Here is a 20,693-nt window from a genome sequence, read left to right on the forward strand (position 1 = left end):
ACCGCCCGTGGCCGAGCAGAGCACCCCCCCGTCCAGCACGACGAAGACCACCAAGGACGGCAACGGCGGGTACGACGCCAGCGCGATCACGGTGCTCGAGGGGCTCGAGGCGGTCCGCAAGCGCCCCGGCATGTACATCGGCTCCACGGGCGAGCGCGGTCTGCACCACCTGGTGTACGAAGTCGTCGACAACTCGGTCGACGAGGCCCTCGCGGGCTACTGCGACCACATCGAGGTGACCCTGCTGCCCGACGGCGGCGTGCGCGTCGTCGACAACGGCCGCGGCATCCCCGTCGCCATCCACCCGACCGAGGGTCGTCCGACCGTCGAGGTCGTCATGACGATCCTGCACGCGGGCGGCAAGTTCGGCGGCGCGGGCTACGCGGTCTCGGGCGGTCTGCACGGCGTCGGCATCTCGGTCGTGAACGCGCTCTCCACGCGCGTCGAGACGGTGGTCAAGCGCGACGGGTTCACGTGGCAGCAGGACTTCTCCGACGGCGGCAAGCCGCTGGGCGAGCTGCAGAAGGGCGCGCCGACCGACGAGAGCGGCACCTCCCAGACGTTCTGGGCGGACCCGGCCATCTTCGAGACCACCGACTACGACTTCGAGACGCTGCGCGCGCGCTTCCAGCAGTACGCGTTCCTCAACAAGGGCCTGCAGATCTCGCTCACCGACGAGCGGCCGGCGCACCTGGGCACGGGCGACGAGGTCGCCGGCGAGGACGAGCAGGCGGAGGGCGACCCCGCGCCGTTCCGGACCGTCACCTACAAGTACGACGGCGGCCTCGTCGACTACGTCAAGCACCTCAACAGCGCGAAGAAGGTGGAGGTCGTCCACCCGGAGATCATCGACTTCGAGTCGGAGGACACCGAGCGCCGGATCGCCGTCGAGATCGCCCTGCAGTGGACCAACGCGTACTCCGAGTCGGTCCACACCTACGCGAACACCATCTCGACCACCGAGGGTGGCACGCACGAGGAGGGCTTCCGTGCGGCGATGACCTCGCTGATCAACCGGTACGCGCGCGACAAGGGCATCCTCAAGGAGAAGGACGAGAACCTCACGGGCGACGACATCCGCGAGGGGCTCACCGCCGTCATCTCGATCAAGCTGGGCGAGCCGCAGTTCGAGGGTCAGACCAAGACCAAGCTGGGCAACACCGAGGCCAAGACGTTCGTGCAGCGGGTGGTCAACGACCAGCTCGGGGACTGGCTGGAGTCGCACCCGACCGAGGCGCGCGACGTGATCCGCAAGTCGATCCAGGCCGCGGCCGCGCGCATGGCTGCCCGCAAGGCCCGCGAGGCGACGCGGCGCAAGGGGCTGCTCGAGTCGGGCGGCATGCCGGGCAAGCTGCGCGACTGCCAGTCGAACCGGGCGGAGGAGTGCGAGGTCTTCATCGTCGAGGGCGACTCGGCCGGCGGTTCCGCGGTCCGCGGTCGCAACCCGCGCACGCAGGCGATCCTGCCGATCCGCGGGAAGATCCTCAACGTCGAGCGCGCGCGGCTCGACCGGGCGCTGGGCAACCAGGAGGTCCAGGCGCTGATCACGGCCTTCGGCACCGGCATCGGCGAGGACTTCGACCTGTCCAAGCTGAGGTACCACAAGATCGTGATCATGGCCGACGCCGACGTCGACGGTCAGCACATCCGGACCCTGCTGCTCACCCTCCTGTTCCGCTACATGCCGAACCTCATCACGCACGGCCACGTGTACCTCGCGCAGCCGCCGCTGTACCGGATCAAGTGGTCGAACGCCGAGCACGACTACGTCTACACGGACCGCGAGCGGGACGCCGTCATCGCCGACGGGCAGGCCAACGGCAAGCGGCTGCCCAAGGAGAACTCGGTCCAGCGCTACAAGGGCCTGGGCGAGATGGACTACCAGGAGCTCTGGGAGACCACGATGTCGCCCGAGCACCGCACCCTGCTGCAGGTCACGCTCGACGAGGCCGCGGCCGCGGACGAGATCTTCTCGGTCCTCATGGGTGAGGACGTCGAGTCCCGTCGCTCGTTCATCCAGCGCAACGCGAAGGACGTGCGGTTCCTCGACATCTGATCAGGAGACCGCACGGGCCACCAGCACGCACCGAACGTAAGGAAACACGTTGAGCGAGACCACCGGCAACGAGATCGAGCACGGCCGCATCGACCAGGTCGACCTGCAGCTCGAGATGCAGCGCTCGTACCTCGACTACGCCATGTCCGTCATCGTCGGCCGCGCCCTCCCGGACGTCCGCGACGGCCTGAAGCCGGTGCACCGCCGGGTGCTCTACGCGATGTACGACGGCGGCTACCGCCCGGACCGCCAGTTCTCGAAGTGCTCGCGCGTCGTCGGCGACGTCATGGGCAAGTACCACCCGCACGGCGACACGGCGATCTACGACGCCCTCGTCCGGCTGGTGCAGGACTGGTCGCTGCGCTACCCGCTGGTGGCCGGCCAGGGGAACTTCGGCTCTCCGGGCGACGACCCCGCCGCCGCCCCGCGGTACACCGAGTGCAAGATGGCGCCGCTGTCCATGGAGATGGTCCGGGACATCGACAAGGACACCGTCGACTTCCAGGACAACTACGACGGCCGCACCCAGGAGCCCACGGTCCTGCCGTCGCGCTTCCCGAACCTGCTGGTCAACGGCTCGGCCGGCATCGCCGTCGGCATGGCCACCAACATCCCGCCGCACAACCTGCGCGAGGTGGCCGAGGGTGTCCAGTGGCACCTCGACCACCCCGACGCGACGCGCGAGGAGCTGCTCGCGGCCCTGCTCGTCCGGATCAAGGGCCCCGACTTCCCCACCGGCGCGACGATCCTGGGCCACAAGGGCATCGAGGAGGCGTACCGGACGGGCCGCGGCTCGATCACCATGCGCGCGATCGTGCAGGTCGAGGAGATCCAGGGCCGCATCTGCCTCGTGGTCACCGAGCTGCCGTACCAGGTGAACCCCGACACGCTGGCGAAGAAGATCGCGGACCTGGTCAAGGACAACAAGGTCACCGGCATCGCGGACATCCGCGACGAGACCAGCGGCCGCGCGGGCCAGCGCCTGGTGATCGTGCTCAAGCGCGACGCCGTCGCCAAGGTCGTGCTCAACAACCTCTACAAGCACACGCAGCTGCAGGACACGTTCGGCGCGAACATGCTCGCGCTCGTCGACGACGTCCCCCGCACGCTGAGCATCGACGCCTTCGTGCGCCACTGGGTCACCCACCAGCTCGAGGTCGTCGTCCGGCGCACCGCGTTCAAGCTGCGCGAGGCCGAGGCGGACATCCACATCTACCGCGGGTACCTCAAGGCGCTCGACGCTCTCGACGAGGTCATCGCACTCATCCGCCGGTCCCCCGACGCGGACGACGCACGCGCAGGCCTGATGGCGATGCTCGACATCGACGAGCTCCAGGCCAACGCGATCCTCAACCTGCAGCTGCGCCGGCTGGCCGCGCTGCAGCGCCAGGAGATCCTCGAGCGCTACGCCAAGCTCGAGGCGGAGATCCGCGAGTACCAGGCGATCCTCGACTCCGAGCAGCGCCAGCGCGACATCGTCTCCGACGAGCTGGGCGAGATCGTCGCCAAGTACGGCGACGAGCGCCGCACGACGATCCTGCCGTTCGACGGCGAGGTCAGCGTCGAGGACCTCATCGCCGAGGAGGAGATGGTCGTCACCATCACCCGCGGCGGGTACGCCAAGCGCACCCGGTCCGACAACTACCGCGCCCAGCGCCGCGGCGGCAAGGGAGTGCGCGGCGCGCAGCTGCGCGAGGACGACCTGGTCGACCACTTCTTCGTCACCACGACGCACCACTGGCTGCTGTTCTTCACCAACCTCGGCCGGGTCTACCGCGCCAAGGCGTACGAGCTGCCCGAGGGCGGTCGTGACGCCAAGGGGCAGCACGTGGCCAACCTGCTCGCGTTCCAGCCGGGCGAGAAGATCGCGCAGGTGCTCGACATCCGCGACTACACCAAGGCCGAGTACCTGGTCCTGGCCACGCAGCGCGGCCTGGTGAAGAAGACCCGCCTCATCGACTACGACTCCAACCGCTCGGGCGGCGTCATCGCGATCAACCTGCGCGAGGACGAGGACGGGCTCCCCGACGAGCTGGTCTCCGCGCGGCTCGTCGACTCCGACCAGGACCTCATCCTCGTGTCGCGCAAGGGCCAGTCGGTGCGGTTCACCGCATCCGACGAGTCGCTGCGGCCGATGGGCCGGGCCACCTCCGGCGTCACGGGCATGAAGTTCCGCGACGACGACGAGCTGCTGGCCATGGACGTCGTGCGCGAGGACGCGTTCCTGTTCACGGTGACCGAGGGCGGCATCGCGAAGCGCACGGCGCTGACGGTGGAGAACTACCGGCAGCAGGGCCGCGGCGGTCTGGGCATCAAGGTGGCCAACCTGCCCGAGGCGAACGGCGACCTGGTGGGTGCGCTCGTGGTCGACCCCGACGACGAGGTCCTGGTCATCATGGAGCGCGGCAAGATCGTGCGTTCGGCCACGTCGGAGGTCAACGCGACGGGTCGCACGACGCAGGGAGTCATCTTCGCCAAGCCCGACAACGGGGACAGGATCATCGCGGTCGCACGCAACACTGAGCGACACCTGGCGGACGAGGCAGGTACCGTGGGCGCTGAGAATGGCCCGGTTTCCGACGGAACGGACGCCACGGACGCACCCGACGACGTCGGGACGCCCGCCGACGAGGCCGTGACCGACGAGTCAGCGGAGGACGCATGACCGATTCCACGCCCCCCTCGATCCCGCCACGCAAACGCCCGACGACGCCGACGACCGCAGGTCGCACGACGACGTCGGCGCCACGCACGGGATCGTCCTCGGCGTGGAACGAGCCGGCCGCCGACGACGCCGCGACGCACGTGCCCAGCCTCAACGGCAGCAACGGGACCACGGCGTTCACCGTGCCGGCCACCGTGATGCCTCCGACGGTCGCCCCGACCCGCACGTCGACGCGGACCGAGGCACCGGAGCGTCCGACCGCGTCGTCGACGTCGTCGACACCCTCGTCGTCGCGCTCGAGCAGCAACGGACACGCCGAGGCGGCGGCCACCACCTCGATATCTCCACAGGATCGTGACACCGCCGCCGCGGTGGTCGGCGACGAGCACGACCCGCCGTCCCCGATGATGGTGGCGGTGGACACCGCCACGGTCTGGCTCAAGAAGGCCGGCGTCGCCACGTCCGCCGCGTTCGCTGCGGCAACTCGACCCCGTCCCAAGGAACCGACCATGACGACCACCCCGGCTCAAGCCCCGGCGGCCAACCCGAGCGCCCCCCGGACGGCCACGTCGACCGAGAACCTCACGGGCGCGCGTCCGACCACGGGACGCATCCCGACGATCGGCCAGCACGGTGCACCTCGCCGGGTCCGCCTCGCGATCTCGCGCGTGGACCCCTGGTCCGTCATGAAGCTGTCGTTCCTGCTGTCGGTCGCGATCGGCATCATGATCGTGGTCGCCGCCGCGGTGATCTGGTTCACGCTCAACGGCCTGCAGGTGTTCACGAAGGCCGACAACCTGGTCACCCAGATCACCGGCACGGAGAGCGGGATCGACATCCTGCAGTACGTCGAGTTCTCCCGGATCATCTCCGGTGCGACGCTGATCGCCGTCATCGACGTCTTCCTGATCACGGCCCTCGCGACCATCGGCGCGTTCCTCTACAACATCGTGGCGGCGCTCGTCGGCGGCGTGCACGTGACCATGACGGACGAGTGACGACGGCCACTCGGTAGCCGGTTTGGGCGCCGCCCCTGGCCTGGGGTAGTCTCGTCCGGCGCCACTGCGGCGCATGCAGTGCACGGGCCTATAGCTCAGACGGTTAGAGCGCTTCCCTGATAAGGAAGAGGTCACAGGTTCAAGTCCTGTTAGGCCCACTCCCGACCCGTGGGGGAACCGATGAAGAAGCTCCTGCTCCTGGTGGCGCTTGCCGCCCTCGGATTCGTCGTGTGGCAGAAGTACGCACAGGATCGCGACGAGCGAGACCTGTGGGCAGAGGTCACCGACACCTTCGAGTGAGGCCCACGCCCTCGCTCACGGGGCCATGGCGCAATTGGTAGCGCACCTGCTTTGCAAGCAGGGGGTTAGGGGTTCGAGTCCCCTTGGCTCCACCCTGACACGTACGGCGGCGATGCCCGCCGACCGCGCGGCATCCTCCTGCTCCGAGCGGAGGTGACCCGTGCCGACGAAGATCCGCTTCACCGCGTCCCTCGACGCCTACGCCGCACCGAGGGGCACCTTCCGGGTCGTCGACGTGCCCGACCTGCGGTACCTGATGATCGATGGCCACGGCGACCCCAACGACTCGGCGGCGTTCTCCGAGGCGGTCGGTACGCTCTACCCCCTCGCGTACACGCTGAAGTTCGCGAGCAAGCGCGAGCTCGGTCGCGACTACGTGGTCCCGCCCCTCGAGGGGCTGTGGTGGGCCGACGACCTGGACGCCTTCACGGCCGCGCGGGACAAGACCCGGTGGGACTGGACACTGATGCTCCTGGTGCCCGACTGGATCGACGGGGCCGGGTACGCCGGGGCTGTGGAGCGGACCAGGGCGTCGAAGCGCCCGGCCCGGCTCGACGAGGTGCGCCTGGAGACCCTGTCCGAGGGGCGGTGCGTGCAGACGCTGCACGTCGGCTCGTTCGACGACGAGGGTCCGGTGCTCGCGCAGCTGCACGACGAGTTCCTCCCCGCGTACGGGCTGCGACCGACCGGTCGGCACCACGAGATCTACCTCAGCGACGCGCGCCGCGTGGTGCCCGAGAAGCGCCGCACGATCCTGCGGCAGCCGGTCGTCGCGGCTTAGGCGCCCAGGCCGAGCTGCTCCCGCGCGGCCTCGACGCCGACCAGGGTCACGTCCAGGCGCAGCTCGTCCGGCCGCGCGTCCCAGGCGGCCCGGTCGAGCACGTAGCGGTTGCTCCGCGCCGGCCGGCCCTCCCGGGTGAGGACGTCGACGCCGTTGGGCACGTACCCGAGGCGCCGCGTGACACCGTTCGACGCGCTGTTGTCCTCGAACGCGGACGTCGTCGCACGCAGGCCGTCGAAGCCCTCGAACAGCAGGTGCAGGACCATGAGGCGCATCCGACGGCCGATGCCCTGGCCGTGGTGGCGCAGGCCGAGCCACGACCCCGTCTCGGCCTCGCGGGTGACGAGGAAGTCCTTCGACATGAGCGCCTGCGTCCCGACGACCTCGCCCCCGCGCACGACCGCGAGCTCGAGGGTCCAGGCCTCCGGTGAGGCGGAACCGCGCCGGCCCCACTGGTACGCCAGCACGCTGCGCGCCACCTCGGTGGGCGTTCCGCGCGTCCACGGGACTGTGAACGGCATCGCGTCGGGAGCGTGCACCCCGTCGCCGGCGAGTCGCGCGAGGGCCAGCAGGTGCTCGTCGTCGAGGAACCGCAGCTCCAGGTCGCCGCTGCGGACGCGCAGCCCGGCCAGCGGCCACAGCTCGGTGAGGTCGGTCATCGCTGCAGGCTGCCGTCGCGGGAGTCCCCGGTCAACATCAATGATCTCCACGCGTGTCGGCGCCGTCGTCTAGGTTGGTCCGCTGTGACCGCACCCGTCATCGCCGCCCACGGCCTCACCAAGCGCTTCGGCGACTTCACCGCCGTCGACGGCATCGACTTCGAGGTGCCTCCCGGCGAGTCGTTCGGGCTGCTCGGTCCCAACGGCGCAGGCAAGTCGACCACGATGCGGATGATCGGCGCGGTCTCCTCGCGGTCGGCCGGTGATCTGCGGGTCCTCGGCCTCGACCCGGACACGCACGGGCCCGAGATCCGGTCGCTGCTCGGCGTGGTGCCGCAGGAGGACAACCTCGACACCGAGCTGCGCGTGCGGGACAACCTCATCGTGTACGGCCGGTACTTCGGCATCCCCCGCTCGGTGTGCGCGTCGCGCGCGGACGAGCTGCTGGGGTTCGCGCAGCTCGAGGAGAAGCGCAACGCGAAGGTCGACGACCTGTCGGGCGGCATGAAGCGCCGGCTCACCATCGCCCGCGCGCTCATCAACGAGCCGCGCATCCTCATGCTCGACGAGCCGACCACCGGCCTCGACCCCCAGGCGCGCCACGTGCTGTGGGATCGGCTGTTCCGGCTCAAGGAACGCGGCACCACCCTGGTGCTCACCACGCACTACATGGACGAGGCCGAGCAGCTGTGCGACCGCCTCGTGGTCGTCGACAAAGGCCGGATCATGGCCGAGGGCAGCCCGTCCAGCCTGATCCGGCAGTACTCGACGCGCGAGGTGGTGGAGCTGCGGTTCGGGTCGGACCGGAACGCCGAGGCCGCCACGCGCATGGCCGGGCTGGTCGAGCGGATCGAGGTGCTGCCGGACCGGGTGCTCCTGTACGCCGACGACGGAGAGGCGGTGCTCGAGCGCGTCGTGGACCTCGGGCTGCACCCCACGACGTCGCTGGTCCGCCGGTCCAGCCTGGAGGACGTCTTCCTGCGGCTCACGGGGCGGAGCCTGATCGAATGACGACCACAGTCTCCGAGGCCGCCGTCGCGGCCGCCGTCCGGCCCCGGCGGTTCGGCGCGTGGTACATCGCCGAGCACCAGCTGCGCGGGATGAAGGCGTACGGCTGGACGATCGTCGTCGGCTCCGTCGGCAACCCGCTGCTGTACCTGCTCGGCATCGGCCTGGGCCTGGCGACCTTCCTCGACCAGTCGGTCGCGTCCGGCGCCGACGGCCCGGTCAGCTACGTGTGGTTCGTCGCGCCCGCGCTCCTGGCGACCGCCGGGGTGACGGTGGCGACCGACGAGTTCACGTTCGTCATCATGGCCGGGTTCAAGTGGCGCCGGATCTTCTGGGGCATGAACGCGTCCCCCATCGCACCGCCGCAGATCATGGCCGGGCTCGTCCTGTCCGTGGTGCTCCGCATGCTCTTCACGACGACGATCTACTACCTGCTGATCGTCGCGTTCGGGGCGGTCGGAGATCCCCTGAGGGGCGCCCTGATGCCGCTGGTCGGGGTCCTGGCCGGCCTCGCGTTCGGGCTGCCGCTGATGGCGTTCTCCGCGAGCCTCACCGAGGACAAGGGTCAGTTCGCGCTGGTGCAGCGGTTCGTCTTCACGCCGCTGTTCCTGTTCTCGGGCACGTTCTACCCGCTGGCCACGCTGCCGGTGTGGCTGCACTGGGTCGGGTGGATCTCCCCGCTGTGGCACGCGAGCGAGATCGGCCGGGCGCTGTCCTACGGGTCGCCTCCGGGGGCATGGCCGGTCGGCTGGCACCTCGCCGTGCTGCTGGTCATGGCCGCCGTCGGGTGGGTGCTGGCGCGCCGCGTCTTCGTGAGGAGGCTCCGCGGATGACCGCCACCACGACCGCCCCGACCAGCGGCACCGCGATCAGCGCCCTGTACGCACGCAACGCGCGCTCGGTCGTCGCGCGGGGCCTGCGGGCGACCAAGAGCTCGAGCGGGGTCGTCGTCCTCTCGGGCTTCTTCGAGCCGGTGTTCTTCCTGTTCGCCATGGGTGTCGGGCTCGGGTCGTACATCGGCGACGTGGAGCTGCCCTCCGGCGGCTCGGTGTCGTACGCGGCCTTCATCGCGCCCGCGCTGCTCGCGGTGTCGGCCATGAACGGCGCGGTCTACGACTCCACGTGGAACGTGTTCTTCAAGATGCACTTCGGCAAGCTCTACGACGCGATGCTGGCCACGTCGTTGGGCCCGCTCGACGTCGCGTTCGGCGAGATCACCTACGCGCTGCTGCGCGGTGGTGTCTACGCCATCGGGTTCCTCACGGTCATGCAGGTCATGGGGCTCAACCTGGCGTGGTCCGCCGCACTGGCCGTCCCCGCGGTGCTGCTCGTGGCGTTCGGTTTCGCCAGCGTCGGCATGGCCGTGACCAGCTACATGAAGACCTTCCAGCAGATGGACTGGATCAACTTCGTGATGCTCCCGATGTTCCTGTTCTCGGCCACCTTCTACCCGATCACCGTGTACCCGGGCTGGCTGCAGGGGGTCATCAAGGCGCTGCCCCTGTGGCACGCGGTCGAGCTGGTCCGCGGCCTGACGCTCGGGGTCCTGGACGGTTCGATGCTGGTGCACGTCGCGTACTTCGTCGTGATGATCGTGCTCGGCCTGGCGTTCACGACCGTGCGGCTGCGGGCACTGTTCCTCGACTGACGTCCGACATATGAGACACCTGTCCCGTGTACGATTGGGCAAGTGATCGGGATCATCGACTACCGCACCGGTAATTCGCAGAGCATTTCTTATGCGCTCGAGCACCTGGGTGTCCCGCACGCGCTGGTGGCCAAGCCGAGCGAGTGCGACGAGGTCGACAAGTACATCCTGCCCGGGGTGGGCGCCGCCGGCGTGACCATGGAGTCGCTGGCCCAGGAGGGCTGGATCGATCACCTCGACGAGAAGGTCCGGGGCGATGGCCAGGGGTTTCTCGGGGTCTGCGTCGGGCTGCAGGTGCTGTTCGAGCACTCCGCGGAGGGCGATGTCGAGTGTCTCGGCTGGCTGCCGGGCAGCGTCCACGAGTTCGACCGCTCCGAGGTCCGCGTGCCGCACATGGGCTGGAACAATGTCGAGGTCCGCGGCGACCACCCGTTCTCGCGGTCATTCACGCCGGGCGGGTTCTACTATTTCGTGAATTCCTTCTACGCCCGGCCGGCGGACGATTCCGCGCTGGTGGGCGTCACCACCTACGGCCAGGAATTCGCCGCCGCGGTCGCGCACAAGAACATCATGGCGACGCAGTTCCACACCGAGAAGAGCGCGCGCGCCGGCCTCCAGGTGCTCAAGTCGTTCTGCGACCTCGACGTCAACGACCTGAAGGATCTCGATGCTCGCTAACCGGCTGATCGCCTGCTTCGACGTCAAGGACGGCCGCGTCACCAAGGCCCAGCAGTTCCAGGACAACATCGACGTGGGGGACCCGGCCGAGCTGGCCGACCGGCTCTACCACGAGGACGTCGACGAGATCGTCATCTACGACATCATGGCCAGCGCCCAGAAGCGTCAGATCGACCTGGCCATGGTGCGCAAGGCCGCCCACCGGACGTTCGTGCCGCTGACGGTCGGCGGCGGCATCCGGTCGCTCGAGGACATGCACGAGGTGCTGCGCGCGGGCGCCGAGAAGATCAGCATCGACTCGATGGCCGTGCGCAAGCCGGAGATCATCACGCAGGGGTCGGTCGAGTTCGGCCGGCAGTGCATCGTGCTGAGCATGCAGGTCAAGCGCGTCGACGTCACGGCCGCCATCCCCAGCGGGTACGAGATCGCGATCGACGGTGCGCGGACGTTCACGGGCATGGACGCGGTCGAGTGGGCGAAGCGCGGGCAGGAGCTGGGCGCCGGCGAGATCGTGGTCAACAGCATCGATCGCGACGGCACGGGCGCGGGGTACGACCTCGACATCACCGGCATGATCACGCAGGCCGTGTCGTTGCCCGTCATCGCGTCCGGCGGGGCCGGGCTGGTCAGCCACGTGAGCGACGCGTTCGCCATCGGGGCCACCGGCGCCATCGTCAGCTCGATGCTCTACTCGCCGCGCGTGGAGCACACGCTGTCGGTCGGCGAGATGAAGGCGCAGCTCGTCGAGCTGGGCGAGCGCGTCCGCCCGGTGCACAGCGCGGACTGACCGGCGTCGCCGATCGGACCTCCCGTGAGGCCGCGCGCATCGACAGGCACGACGAAGGGCGCCGCACCGGGTCGGTGCGACGCCCTCGCCGCGGTCAGGAGACCGTGCAGGCCACGCCGTTCACCGTGAACGACGTCGGCGCGGTGTTGGTCCCGGTGTGCGACCCGTTGAACCCGATGTCCGTGCTGGCCCCCGGGGCCAGGGTGGCGTTCCAGCCGAGGCCGGCGGCGGTGACGGCGCTGCCCGTCTGGGCCCACGTCGCGCTCCAGCCCTGGGTCAGCTGCTGGCCCGAGGGGAACGCGAACGCGAGGGTCCAGGTGAGCGGGGCCGTCGAGGTGTTGGTGAGCTTCAGGCTGCCGGTGAAGCCCACGTTCCAGCTGGAGGCGGAGTACGTCACCGCGCAGCTGCCGGTGGTCGTCGACGGCAGCGTGGTGAAGGTCGTCGACGCGCTCGCGGCCGAGACGTTGCCGGCCCCGTCCCTCGCCCGCACCGCGTAGGTGTACGCGGTCCCGGCCGTGAGTCCGGTCAGAGCGAACGTCGAGCCGGTCGCCGTGCCGACCACGGTGCTCGTGGCGCCGCTGACCCGAAGCACGTCGTAGCCGGTCAGGCCGCTGCCGCCCGCGTCGGTGGACGCCGCCCAGGTCAGCGAGGCGCCGGTCTGCGTGACGGCCGACGCCGAGGGCGGGCCGGGCACCGTCGGCGCCGTGGTGTCCGAGGCGGCGGTGGTGGTGAACGCGACGGACGTGGACAGCGACGAGACGTTGCCGGCCGTGTCCTTGGCGCGGACGGCGTAGGTGTACGCCGTGCCGGCCGTCAGCCCGGTGAGCGCGACCGTCGTCCCGGTGGCCGAGCCGACCACCGTGGACGTGGTGCCGCTGATCCGGAGCACGTCGTAACCGGCCAGCGCGTAGGTGCCCGCCGTCGCGGCCGTCCACGTGAGGGTGGCACCCGTGGCCGTGATCGCCGACGCGACGGGGGTGCCCGGCCTGCCGGGGGCGACCACGTCGACGGGCGGGGTCGACGTGGTGAACGTCCCGGTGGCGGAGGCGGCCGACTGGTTCCCTGCGGCGTCCTTCGCGCGCACGGCGTACGCGTAACCGGTGCTCGGGGTGAGCCCCGACAGCACGGTCGACGCGGTGGTCGTGGAGGCGACGAGCGTCGAGGTGGTGCCCTGCACCCGGTAGACGTCGTAGCCCGCAACGCCGCTGCCCGCGTCTGTGGACGCCGCCCAGCTGAGCGACGCGCCCGTCGCCGTGATGCCGGAGGCCGTCGGCGTGCCGGGCACGGTCGGCGCGGTCGTGTCGGTGACGGTGCCCGTGGGCTCGGTGCCCCAGATGAGCGTGCCGCCGTCGTAGAGCGTGATCGCCTTCGTCTTGGCCAGGGCCGTCGTGGTGAGGCCGGCGACGGAGGGGTCGTTGGCCGCGTTCCACGTGGAACCACCCGTCACCCGGAACTGGATCTCGCGCCGGTGCTGGGACTGCCCGCCCGGGTAGATGTTCTGGCCGACGCAGGTGATCTGCGCGTAGTAGAGCGACCCGCCCGCACTCACGGGCTTGGTGGTCTGCGGTCCGCACTCGCTGTAGTTGGCCGAGACCGTGAGGTTCGCGGCCGAGTCGCCGGCGTCGAGCGTGAACCAGTACCGCAGGGTGCCGTTCCGGAGCGACCGGGCCGGGAACGCCGACTGGTTGCGGATCATGGCCTTGACCTCGGTGAACGTCCCGCCGGGGGGCTGGTTGAGCATCGCCTCGACGAAGATCTCGTCGCCGTCGGGCTGCTCGGCCACCGGGAAGGTGGCCAGCGCGGTGCCGCCGTACTCCTGCGTGAGCCGGGCGAGCGCGCTGGAGAAGCCGGCGTTGTAGTCGGTGGCCACCTCGTTGGAGGTGTAGTCCGACCGGCTGTCGGTGTAGGCGTCGTTGGCCGACGACGGACCGCCGACGAGGGCGCCGTACAGGACGTGCCTCGTCGCCACGGGCGAGGTGATCGAGTCGAGCCACGAGCCGTGCGCCGTGCGGTGGTGCGGGCTCTGCGGCGGGTTGGCCCCGAAGCCGACGACGAAGCTGGCCTTGCGGGGGTTGTCGCCCAGCGCGTAGTTGATCTGCCGGACGCCGAAGTCGTGGTACCGCGCCTTGCGCGTGGCGTCGGTCAGCCAGTCGGAGTAGACGAGCGCGACGAACGAGGTGTTCGCCGCGTAGCGCAGCGAGCCCCACGAGTCGAGCACGGCCTGGCCGCCCGGCGAGTACGGCACCCGCTGGCCGTTGACGCCGACGGTCCAGTAGTCGAGCCACCGGTTGGCGTCGTCGACGTACTGCTGCTTGCCCGTCTCCATGGCGAGCAGGGCGTACATCGCGTACGTCTTGTCGTCCCACGCGACGGTCCACTTGTACGAGTGCGTCGTCGTCTGGTTCTCCACGCTCAGCTTCGAGTACTCCGCCTCCGCCTTGGCCAGGTAGGTGGCGTCGCCGGTCGCCTTGTAGAGCCAGTAGGCGCCCCAGACCAGCTCGTCCTGATAGCCGGACCACGACTTGTAGTACGCCGACGCGGCGGTGACGCAGTCGGAGTACGCGCCGCGGTAGGTGTCCGCGAAGGCGTACAGCTGCTTCGCGTGCGTGAGCAGCTTCGCGGAGTACGTCGGGTCGTCGGACCTGAACACGATGGCCGACGACGCCAGCGCGGCCGCGGTCTCACCCGCCACGTCGGACCCGGGGCACGACGCGCTGACCTTGTACGACGGCCGAGCCATCGTCATGACCTCGGCGGGGCCCCACCACTTGTGGTCGGCCTCGCCGTCGCCCACCTGGACGTAGAGCTCGTTGGGGGCGGTGTGCGCCTTGACGAAGTAGTCGTCCACCCAGCGCAGGTTGCCCTTCAGCTCGTCCAGCTGGCCCGCTCGGGTGTAGCCCTGCGGGGATGCGATGGCACCCCAGGCGAGCATCGTCGCGCTGAAGGCCATGGGCAGGCCGAACTTCACGTGGTCGCCGGCGTCGTACCACCCGCCCGTGAGGTCCTTGCCCACGTCGGCGCCGTCGGTGAGCGCGGAGTCGCCGCGCCACGAGACGGGGTTGTCGGCCGTCAGGTCCCCAGACCTCTGGGCCTCGTAGAAGAACATCGACTTCTGCAGGGCCTCGGCGTAGTCGTAGGTCGGGTCGGCGGCCGTGGCGGCGCCCGCCAGGGGCGCGACGAGCAGACCGGCGGCCAGGGTGAGCACGGTGCTGCACGCGATCGCGACGCGACCGCTGGTTCGGGGGCGCTGCATGGGGTCCTCTTCCACGGCACTGGGGACGACGGGGTCGGCGCGGACCGCCGGACGTCGCCTCGCTGCGGCCCGGCACGACGCGCCTGGCGCATCGTGCAGAGCCCGTCTGCCGAGGGTCAACGGCCAAAACGTTTCGGACAGCACGCGACCCCCGGTCCGTGGGGATCCGGGGGTCGCGGTGCGCTGCGCTCGACTCAGATGGAGGGGGTGTCGCCCTCGGTCGGGGTCGTCGTCTCGGTCGTCGTCTCCGCCGTCGTCTCGGTCGGCTTGGTGGTGCGGCGCGTGGTCGCCTTCTTCGCGGCCTCGGTCGCCTCGCTCACCTTGTCCTTGGCTGCCTCGGTGGCGCCGGCGACCTTCTCGGTGAGGTCGTCCTTCGCCTCCGAGACCTTCTCCGTGAGCGACTCCGTGGCCGCCGAGACCTTCTCGGCCGCCTTGCGGGTGGCGTCCCGGCCCTTGGCGACGGCGCTGCCGGCCGCCTCGCCGACGGCGTCCGCGGCGTCGGCGACCCGGGCGTGCGTCGTGCCGGCGTCCGTCGGCTCCCACGGCTCCGCCCACGGGTCCACGCTCGAGCGCGACCGGGTCCAGGCCGCTGCGGCGGCACCCAGACCGATGAGGGCGGCCAGCAGCCAGAACACCTTGGCGCCGGTGTGCTTCTTCTTGCCCGAGGCCTCGGCGGCCGCCGCGGCGAGGGACTTGGCGGAGCCCTTCCCCTTGACCGCTGCGGCGTCGGCTGCCTTCTCGGCGGCCGCTCCGGCCTTGGCCGCCGCCTCGTTCATCGCCGCGACCAGCCTGGGCAGGAACTCGTCGACGATCTTGTCGTGCGCGGTGTCGATGGCCGGCGAGACCTTGTCCGCGGCCGTCTCCACCTTGGGAGCGGCGGCCTTCACGCTCTCCTTGTACATGTGCTCCACCCGCGGCAGCAGCCAGTCGATGAACGCCTCGACCTTCGGGGTGGTCCAGTCCTTCGCGGTCGACGCGGCGTCGCCCGCCTTGGACGCGGCATCCTTCAGCGACTCGGCCGCGGTGCCGGCACTTTCCTTCGCGCTCTTGGCGGCGTCTGCCAGCGTGGCACCCAGGTCGGCCGCCTGGTCCTTCAGCTTCTCCGTATCCACGTCGATCTTGGGGCTCTTGGTGAACGGCATCTCGGCTCCCGGCTCATTCGGCTGCTCTGACCTCCCACTCTGCCACCGCGGGGGCGGCAGCGCAGGATGGTCTTGGGTCGAGACACTGGCTGTGGCCTGCGCAACCGCCGGATCACGGGTGTCGACCAGGGCCGCGTGCGAGACTTCTCGCATGTTTGCGACCCTGCACACGACCGCCGGAGACATCCGGATCGAGCTCTACCCCAACCACGCGCCTCGCACGGTGCAGAACTTCGCGGGACTGGCCACGGGGACCACCCCCTGGACCGACCCGACGACGGGCGAGGAGCGGACCGACCCGCTGTACGCCGGCGTCGTGTTCCACCGCGTGATCTCCGGGTTCATGATCCAGGGCGGTGACCCCCTGGGCACCGGCCGCGGCGGCCCCGGCTACACGTTCGACGACGAGATCCACCCGGAGCTCTCGTTCAACGAGCCCTACCTGCTCGCCATGGCGAACGCCGGCAAGCGCCTCGACCCCGCCACCGGCAAGGTGGGCGGCACCAACGGCTCGCAGTTCTTCATCTCGGTGGCCCCCACCGAGTGGCTCAACGGCAAGCACACGATCTTCGGCAAGGTCGCCGACGACGAGAGCCGTGCCGTGGTCGACGCCATCGAGTCCACGCGGGTCCGCCCCGGTGACCGTCCGGTCGAGGACATCGTCATCAACTCGATCACCATCGAGGACTGAGACCGCCATCAGCGGGTACTCCGAACCCGGAGCGTCGGGCGCGCCGGTCGCGCCGCCGGTCTGCCCTCGCCACCCCGACCGGGTGTCGTACGTGCGGTGCCAGCGGTGCGGCCGGCCCACCTGCCCCGAGTGCCAGCGGCAGGCCGCGGTCGGCATCCACTGCGTCGACTGCGTCGCCGAGGCCGCGCGCGCCCTGCCCACCACCCGGACCGCCCTCGGCGGCGTGCGTCACGCCGGGCGCCCGGTCGTCACGATCACGCTCATCGGGCTCTGCGTCGTCAGCTTCGTCCTGCAGCTGGTCATGCCGTCGTGGACGGCGCGGTGGCTGTTCTCGCCCGTGCTCGGGTACTACGAGCCGTGGCGGTTCGTGACCGCGGCGTTCCTGCACTCGCCCGGGCAGTACCTGCACATCGTGTTCAACATGGTGGCCCTGTGGTTCGTCGGGCCCACGCTCGAGACGACGCTCGGCCGCGCCCGCTACATCACCCTCTACCTCATGTCCGCCGTCGGCGGGTCCGTCGGGTCCGTCCTGCTCGCGAGCGCGACCCACAGCTGGTCGACCGCCAGCGTCGGGGCGTCCGGGGCGGTCTTCGGCCTGTTCGGCGCGATCCTGGTGATCAGCAAGCGCCTCGGCGGCGACGTCCGCGGCATCCTCGTTCTCATCGGCATCAACCTGGCCCTCGGCTTCGTCATGGCCAACATCGCGTGGCAGGCGCACGTGGGAGGCCTGGTCACCGGCGGCCTGCTCGCCTGGGCGTACGCGTACGCCCCGGTCCCCCGTCGACGGTTCGTCGCGGTCGCCGCCCCCGTCGCGCTGGGCGCCGTCCTGCTCGGCGCCACGCTGTTCGCCTACGCGTCGGTGGGCGCCTTCTCTTGAGCCCTGTCTCAGGGGCGCGCACAGGAGGTTTCGGCACCCCGGCGGCCGTCCCCACACTTGCCCACACCTGTGGAACTACACCGGTGTAGTTATCCACAGACTTGTGCACCGATGGGGACAACGACCGCGTTCGCGCAGGTCAGACGCGATGGCTGTGGACGGACCGCTGGGCGTCCGGGTGGGGACGACGAAGGCGCCGCCCGCAGCTGCGGACGGCGCCCTCGGTCACGGCGGTGGGCGGGTCAGCGCCAGCGGGTCGTCATGCCGAAGCCGGCGATGATGAGGACGAACCCGATGAGCAGGTTCCACTGGTCGATTCCCGGGATCGGGTACTGCGACCGCGTGAGGTAGGTGACGACGATCCACACGAGTCCGAGGATCATCAGGCCGAGCATCACGGGCAGGAACCAGGGCGCGTTGACCTTGGGGCCCGTCGACTTGGCGGGCGGCGGCGTGTACGTCGCCTTCTTGCGCGACTTCGACTCAGGCACGTCCGGTGCTCCTGTCCTGCGGCTGTGCGGCCCGGGGGCCAGGTGGGACCACGCGGGTGACGTCGTGGTCGGAGGGCGGTCGATCGTGGTGCGCCGGGCCCGCATCGTCACGGACGCGTCGCATCGTGACCTAGCGTAGTGCCCGCCCGTACCCGCGCCGTCGCAGGGCATCCCACCCGAGGAGCGTTCGTGACCGACCACCCGCACCGCGCCCGCCGCGTCATCGCGCGCGGCACGCTGTCGGTCGCACTCGTCCTGGCGCTGTCGGGTGCCCTCTTCGCGGCGAACGCCAAGTTCGCACGGGCCTCCGGCGAGCGGCACCCGCAGGACCTGCGGGAGCTGGCGCAGGTCGAGACGGAGCGGGTCACGCGGCTGTCCACCGAGGTCGACGGGCTGCGCGCGGACGTCGACGTGCTGACAGCGGACGAGAACGCGGCGGCGGGGACCGTCGTGGGTACGCCCAGCGAGGGGTACCTCGTCGAGGGCGGGCTCGTGCCGGTCACCGGGCCGGGCCTGACGGTGGAGCTCGACGACGCCCCGGCGGACTCGCCGCGGCGCGAGGACGTCAGCCCCGACGTGCTCGTCGTGCACCAGCAGGATCTCCAGGCCGTGATGAACGCCCTGTGGGCCGGCGGCGCGGAAGCGATGGAGCTCATGGACCAGCGGGTGATCTCCACCAGCGCGGTCCGCTGCGTCGGCAACGTCCTGCGGCTGCACGGTCGGCTGTACTCGCCGCCGTACGTCGTGCGGGCCATCGGGAACCCCGCCGACCTGCGCAAGGCCCTCAACGCCTCGCCGGCGGTCCAGTCGTACCTGCGCGACGCCGCCGACGTCGGCCTCGGCTGGTCGGTCACCGACGCGCAGCAGCCCTTCGAGCTGCCCGCCTACTCGGGCAGCACCGAGCTCACCGCGGCCACCGTCCCCGACGGCGTCGAGATCCTGCCCGGGCTGGAGGCCGCCGAGGACGAGGCGCGGGCCAGCAGGACCGAGGCCCCCCAGAACCCCGGGAGCACGCGGTGAGCGGCGAGACGACCACCGAGGCGACCCCGACGCGCGCCGCCACCGGCCGGGTCCGTCACGTGACCTACGGGATCATCGGCGTGATCGGCGAGCTCCTGATCACGCTCGGCGTCCTGCTGTTCGCGTTCCTCGTCTGGCAGCTGTGGTGGACCGACGTCGTCGGCAACCGCGCCCAGGCCGAGATCGTCCGCGAGCTGCCGTTCGAGCCCGTGCCCACGCCGACCGTCGGGGCCCCCGCGGGGCCGGTCATCGCGCCGCCGCGCCGCGACGAGCCGCCCGTCATGGCCGAGCCGCCGCATGCGACCACCTTTGCGACGATCCAGGTGCCGCGCTGGGACGGTGAGCCGGAGCGCCCGATCAGCCAGGGCACCGACCGTGCCACCGTGCTCGACGTGCTCGGCATCGGCCACTACGAGGGCACCGCGATGCCGGGGGGCGTCGGCAACTTCGCCATCGCCGGTCACCGGACCACCTTCGCCAAGCCGTTCAACCGGATCGCGGAGCTGCAGGTGGGCGACCCGCTCGTCATCCGGACGACCGACAACATCTGGTACGTCTACCGCGTGACCTCGACGGAGATCGTCAACCCGTCCGACGTCGGCGTCATCGCGCCCGTCCCCAACGACCCCGGCGCGGTCCCGACCGAGCGGATGATCACCCTGACCACCTGTCACCCGATGTTCTCGGCGCGGGAGCGGTACATCGTCCACGGCGTGCTGGACTACTGGGCGCCGGTGGCGGACGGGATTCCGACCGAGCTGGTCGGTGGCGCATGATGGGCACCCTCGAACTCGACGGAGGACGCTGATGTACGGATGGCTGTGGCGGCACACGCCCGGACCCGTCGCCGTGCGCGTCCTGCTCCTGGCGATCCTCGCGTTCGCCGTGCTGGCGGTCTGCTTCGCCTGGGTCTTCCCGGCGGTCTCGCCGTACATGCCCTTCAACCAGACGACGGTGGGTGAGTGACATGACGCGCATCCTGGTGATCGACAACTACGACTCGTTCGTCTACACGATCGTCGGCTACCTCAACCAGCTGGGCGCCGAGACGGTCGTCGTCCGCAACGACGCCGTGCCCCCGGTCGAGCAGCGCACCGGCTTCGACGGTGTGCTCGTCTCGCCCGGCCCGGGGACGCCCGCCGACGCCGGCCAGAGCATGCAGGTCATCCGCGACTGCGCCGCCGCCGGCCTGCCGATGCTCGGGGTGTGCCTCGGCCACCAGGCGCTCGGCGAGGTGTTCGGCGGGACCGTGACGCATGCGCCCGAGCTCATGCACGGCAAGACCAGCCAGGTGGAGCACAAGGGCGAGGGCGTGCTGGCCGGGCTCCCCGACCCGTTCACGGCGACGCGCTACCACTCGTTGGCCGTGGTGAACGGGACGATCTCCGACGAGCTCGAGGTCACCGCGACCGCTCACGGCATCATCATGGGCCTGCAGCACGTGTCGCTCCCGCTGCACGGCGTGCAGTTCCACCCGGAGTCGGTGCTCACCGAGGGCGGCCACCGCCTGCTGGCCAACTGGCTCGAGATCTGCGGTGACGACCAGGCCGTGGCCCGGTCCGAGGGGCTGCACCCGCTCGTCCGCCTCTGACCCACGTACGACGAAGGGGCCGCCCGCCGGGACGGCCCCTTCGTCGTG

General features: G+C 70.5%; 20 protein-coding genes and 2 tRNA genes. 18 read left to right on the forward strand and 4 right to left on the reverse strand.

Features of this window, described 5'->3' with window-relative positions:
• Positions 1-7: 7 nt before the first annotated feature.
• The 7 genes from gyrB (at position 8) to AC1DT4_RS02700 (ending at position 6,800) form a co-directional block, all read left to right on the forward strand.
• Positions 8-2,056: a DNA topoisomerase (ATP-hydrolyzing) subunit B gene (gene gyrB, locus AC1DT4_RS02670; RefSeq protein ID WP_477088219.1), complete on the forward strand. Its 2,049-nt coding sequence runs from the start codon at positions 8-10 to the stop codon at positions 2,054-2,056.
• 49 nt (positions 2,057-2,105) lie between these two features.
• On the forward strand, positions 2,106-4,721 hold the full coding sequence (gene gyrA / locus AC1DT4_RS02675) for a DNA gyrase subunit A (protein WP_477088220.1): 2,616 nt from the start codon (positions 2,106-2,108) through the stop codon (positions 4,719-4,721).
• Positions 4,718-5,719: a DUF3566 domain-containing protein gene (locus tag AC1DT4_RS02680; protein ID WP_477088221.1), complete on the forward strand. Its 1,002-nt coding sequence runs from the start codon at positions 4,718-4,720 to the stop codon at positions 5,717-5,719. The genes gyrA and AC1DT4_RS02680 overlap by 4 nt, the downstream gene beginning before the upstream one ends.
• Positions 5,720-5,803: 84 nt before the next feature.
• Positions 5,804-5,877, forward strand: a tRNA-Ile gene (locus AC1DT4_RS02685).
• Positions 5,878-5,899: 22 nt separating this feature from the next.
• Positions 5,900-6,019 carry a DLW-39 family protein gene (locus tag AC1DT4_RS02690; RefSeq protein ID WP_456825014.1) on the forward strand — a complete coding sequence of 40 codons (120 nt, stop codon included), beginning with the start codon at positions 5,900-5,902 and terminating at the stop codon, positions 6,017-6,019.
• 19 nt (positions 6,020-6,038) lie between these two features.
• Positions 6,039-6,111, forward strand: a tRNA-Ala gene (locus tag AC1DT4_RS02695).
• 68 nt (positions 6,112-6,179) lie between these two features.
• Positions 6,180-6,800, forward strand: coding sequence for a GyrI-like domain-containing protein (locus tag AC1DT4_RS02700; RefSeq protein WP_477088222.1), 621 nt, complete (start codon positions 6,180-6,182; stop codon positions 6,798-6,800).
• Here the strand turns inward: AC1DT4_RS02700 and AC1DT4_RS02705 are convergent.
• A complete protein-coding gene (locus tag AC1DT4_RS02705) occupies positions 6,797-7,459 on the reverse strand; it encodes a GNAT family N-acetyltransferase (protein WP_477088223.1) in 663 nt (220 codons plus the stop codon). The two genes, AC1DT4_RS02700 and AC1DT4_RS02705, sit on opposite strands and share 4 nt — an antisense overlap.
• 84 nt (positions 7,460-7,543) lie before the next feature.
• Between AC1DT4_RS02705 and AC1DT4_RS02710 the strand changes: the two genes are divergently transcribed.
• Genes AC1DT4_RS02710 through hisF form a run of 5 tightly spaced genes read left to right on the forward strand, consistent with a single transcriptional unit; the run spans position 7,544 to position 11,580 of the window.
• On the forward strand, positions 7,544-8,470 hold the full coding sequence (locus tag AC1DT4_RS02710) for an ABC transporter ATP-binding protein (protein WP_477088224.1): 927 nt from the start codon (positions 7,544-7,546) through the stop codon (positions 8,468-8,470).
• Entirely contained in the window at positions 8,467-9,300 is an 834-nt protein-coding gene (locus AC1DT4_RS02715; protein ID WP_477088225.1) for an ABC transporter permease, read from the forward strand. The genes AC1DT4_RS02710 and AC1DT4_RS02715 overlap by 4 nt, the downstream gene beginning before the upstream one ends.
• Positions 9,297-10,115: an ABC transporter permease gene (locus AC1DT4_RS02720; protein WP_477088226.1), complete on the forward strand. Its 819-nt coding sequence runs from the start codon at positions 9,297-9,299 to the stop codon at positions 10,113-10,115. Before AC1DT4_RS02715 ends, AC1DT4_RS02720 begins: the two co-directional genes overlap by 4 nt.
• 42 nt (positions 10,116-10,157) lie before the next feature.
• Positions 10,158-10,793 (forward strand): imidazole glycerol phosphate synthase subunit HisH, encoded by a 636-nt coding sequence (hisH, locus tag AC1DT4_RS02725; RefSeq protein ID WP_477088227.1) that lies wholly within the window; start codon positions 10,158-10,160, stop codon positions 10,791-10,793.
• Complete coding sequence (hisF, locus tag AC1DT4_RS02730; RefSeq protein WP_477088228.1) at positions 10,783-11,580, forward strand: imidazole glycerol phosphate synthase subunit HisF; 798 nt, start codon at positions 10,783-10,785, stop codon at positions 11,578-11,580. Before hisH ends, hisF begins: the two co-directional genes overlap by 11 nt.
• Positions 11,581-11,674: 94 nt before the next feature.
• On the opposite strand, the gene AC1DT4_RS02735 is transcribed toward hisF, so the two are convergent.
• Together AC1DT4_RS02735 and AC1DT4_RS02740 are read right to left on the reverse strand one after the other, a co-directional pair.
• On the reverse strand, positions 11,675-14,833 hold the full coding sequence (locus AC1DT4_RS02735) for a glycoside hydrolase family 9 protein (RefSeq protein WP_477088229.1): 3,159 nt from the start codon (positions 14,831-14,833) through the stop codon (positions 11,675-11,677).
• A gap of 194 nt (positions 14,834-15,027) precedes the next feature.
• Positions 15,028-15,975: a hypothetical protein gene (locus AC1DT4_RS02740; RefSeq protein ID WP_477088230.1), complete on the reverse strand. Its 948-nt coding sequence runs from the start codon at positions 15,973-15,975 to the stop codon at positions 15,028-15,030.
• Positions 15,976-16,126: 151 nt separating this feature from the next.
• On the opposite strand from AC1DT4_RS02740, the gene AC1DT4_RS02745 reads away from it, so the two are divergent.
• Positions 16,127-16,666: a peptidylprolyl isomerase gene (locus tag AC1DT4_RS02745; RefSeq protein ID WP_477088231.1), complete on the forward strand. Its 540-nt coding sequence runs from the start codon at positions 16,127-16,129 to the stop codon at positions 16,664-16,666.
• 82 nt (positions 16,667-16,748) lie between these two features.
• On the forward strand, positions 16,749-17,543 hold the full coding sequence (locus tag AC1DT4_RS02750) for a rhomboid family intramembrane serine protease (RefSeq protein ID WP_477088232.1): 795 nt from the start codon (positions 16,749-16,751) through the stop codon (positions 17,541-17,543).
• Positions 17,544-17,785: 242 nt separating this feature from the next.
• Here AC1DT4_RS02750 and AC1DT4_RS02755 read toward each other — a convergent pair whose 3' ends face one another.
• Positions 17,786-18,034 carry a cell division protein CrgA gene (locus AC1DT4_RS02755; RefSeq protein WP_477088233.1) on the reverse strand — a complete coding sequence of 83 codons (249 nt, stop codon included), beginning with the start codon at positions 18,032-18,034 and terminating at the stop codon, positions 17,786-17,788.
• Between the two features lie 189 nt (positions 18,035-18,223).
• Between AC1DT4_RS02755 and AC1DT4_RS02760 the strand changes: the two genes are divergently transcribed.
• The 4 genes from AC1DT4_RS02760 to AC1DT4_RS02775 are packed head-to-tail and all read left to right on the forward strand — an operon-like array spanning position 18,224 to position 20,645.
• On the forward strand, positions 18,224-19,054 hold the full coding sequence (locus tag AC1DT4_RS02760; RefSeq protein ID WP_477088234.1) for a DUF881 domain-containing protein: 831 nt from the start codon (positions 18,224-18,226) through the stop codon (positions 19,052-19,054).
• Entirely contained in the window at positions 19,051-19,830 is a 780-nt protein-coding gene (locus AC1DT4_RS02765; RefSeq protein ID WP_477088235.1) for a class E sortase, read from the forward strand. The genes AC1DT4_RS02760 and AC1DT4_RS02765 overlap by 4 nt, the downstream gene beginning before the upstream one ends.
• Positions 19,831-19,861: 31 nt before the next feature.
• Positions 19,862-20,020: a hypothetical protein gene (locus AC1DT4_RS02770; protein ID WP_477088236.1), complete on the forward strand. Its 159-nt coding sequence runs from the start codon at positions 19,862-19,864 to the stop codon at positions 20,018-20,020.
• 1 nt (position 20,021) lies between these two features.
• On the forward strand, positions 20,022-20,645 hold the full coding sequence (locus tag AC1DT4_RS02775) for an aminodeoxychorismate/anthranilate synthase component II (protein ID WP_477088237.1): 624 nt from the start codon (positions 20,022-20,024) through the stop codon (positions 20,643-20,645).
• The last annotated feature ends 48 nt before the right edge of the window (positions 20,646-20,693 follow it).

The organism is Cellulomonas sp. P4_D11 (assembly GCF_056401915.1).

Bases quoted from the DNA above. Each gene is read 5' to 3' on its own strand.
- AC1DT4_RS02680 (WP_477088221.1), top strand. From the start codon at position 4,718: ATGACCGATTCCACGCCCCCCTCGATCCCGCCACGCAAACGCCCGACG.
- AC1DT4_RS02690 (WP_456825014.1), top strand. From the start codon at position 5,900: ATGAAGAAGCTCCTGCTCCTGGTGGCGCTTGCCGCCCTCGGATTCGTC.
- AC1DT4_RS02705 (WP_477088223.1), bottom strand. From the start codon at position 7,459: ATGACCGACCTCACCGAGCTGTGGCCGCTGGCCGGGCTGCGCGTCCGC.
- AC1DT4_RS02715 (WP_477088225.1), top strand. From the start codon at position 8,467: ATGACGACCACAGTCTCCGAGGCCGCCGTCGCGGCCGCCGTCCGGCCC.
- AC1DT4_RS02720 (WP_477088226.1), top strand. From the start codon at position 9,297: ATGACCGCCACCACGACCGCCCCGACCAGCGGCACCGCGATCAGCGCC.
- hisF (WP_477088228.1), top strand. From the start codon at position 10,783: ATGCTCGCTAACCGGCTGATCGCCTGCTTCGACGTCAAGGACGGCCGC.
- AC1DT4_RS02735 (WP_477088229.1), bottom strand. From the start codon at position 14,833: ATGCAGCGCCCCCGAACCAGCGGTCGCGTCGCGATCGCGTGCAGCACC.
- AC1DT4_RS02740 (WP_477088230.1), bottom strand. From the start codon at position 15,975: ATGCCGTTCACCAAGAGCCCCAAGATCGACGTGGATACGGAGAAGCTG.
- AC1DT4_RS02745 (WP_477088231.1), top strand. From the start codon at position 16,127: ATGTTTGCGACCCTGCACACGACCGCCGGAGACATCCGGATCGAGCTC.
- AC1DT4_RS02770 (WP_477088236.1), top strand. From the start codon at position 19,862: ATGTACGGATGGCTGTGGCGGCACACGCCCGGACCCGTCGCCGTGCGC.
- AC1DT4_RS02775 (WP_477088237.1), top strand. From the start codon at position 20,022: ATGACGCGCATCCTGGTGATCGACAACTACGACTCGTTCGTCTACACG.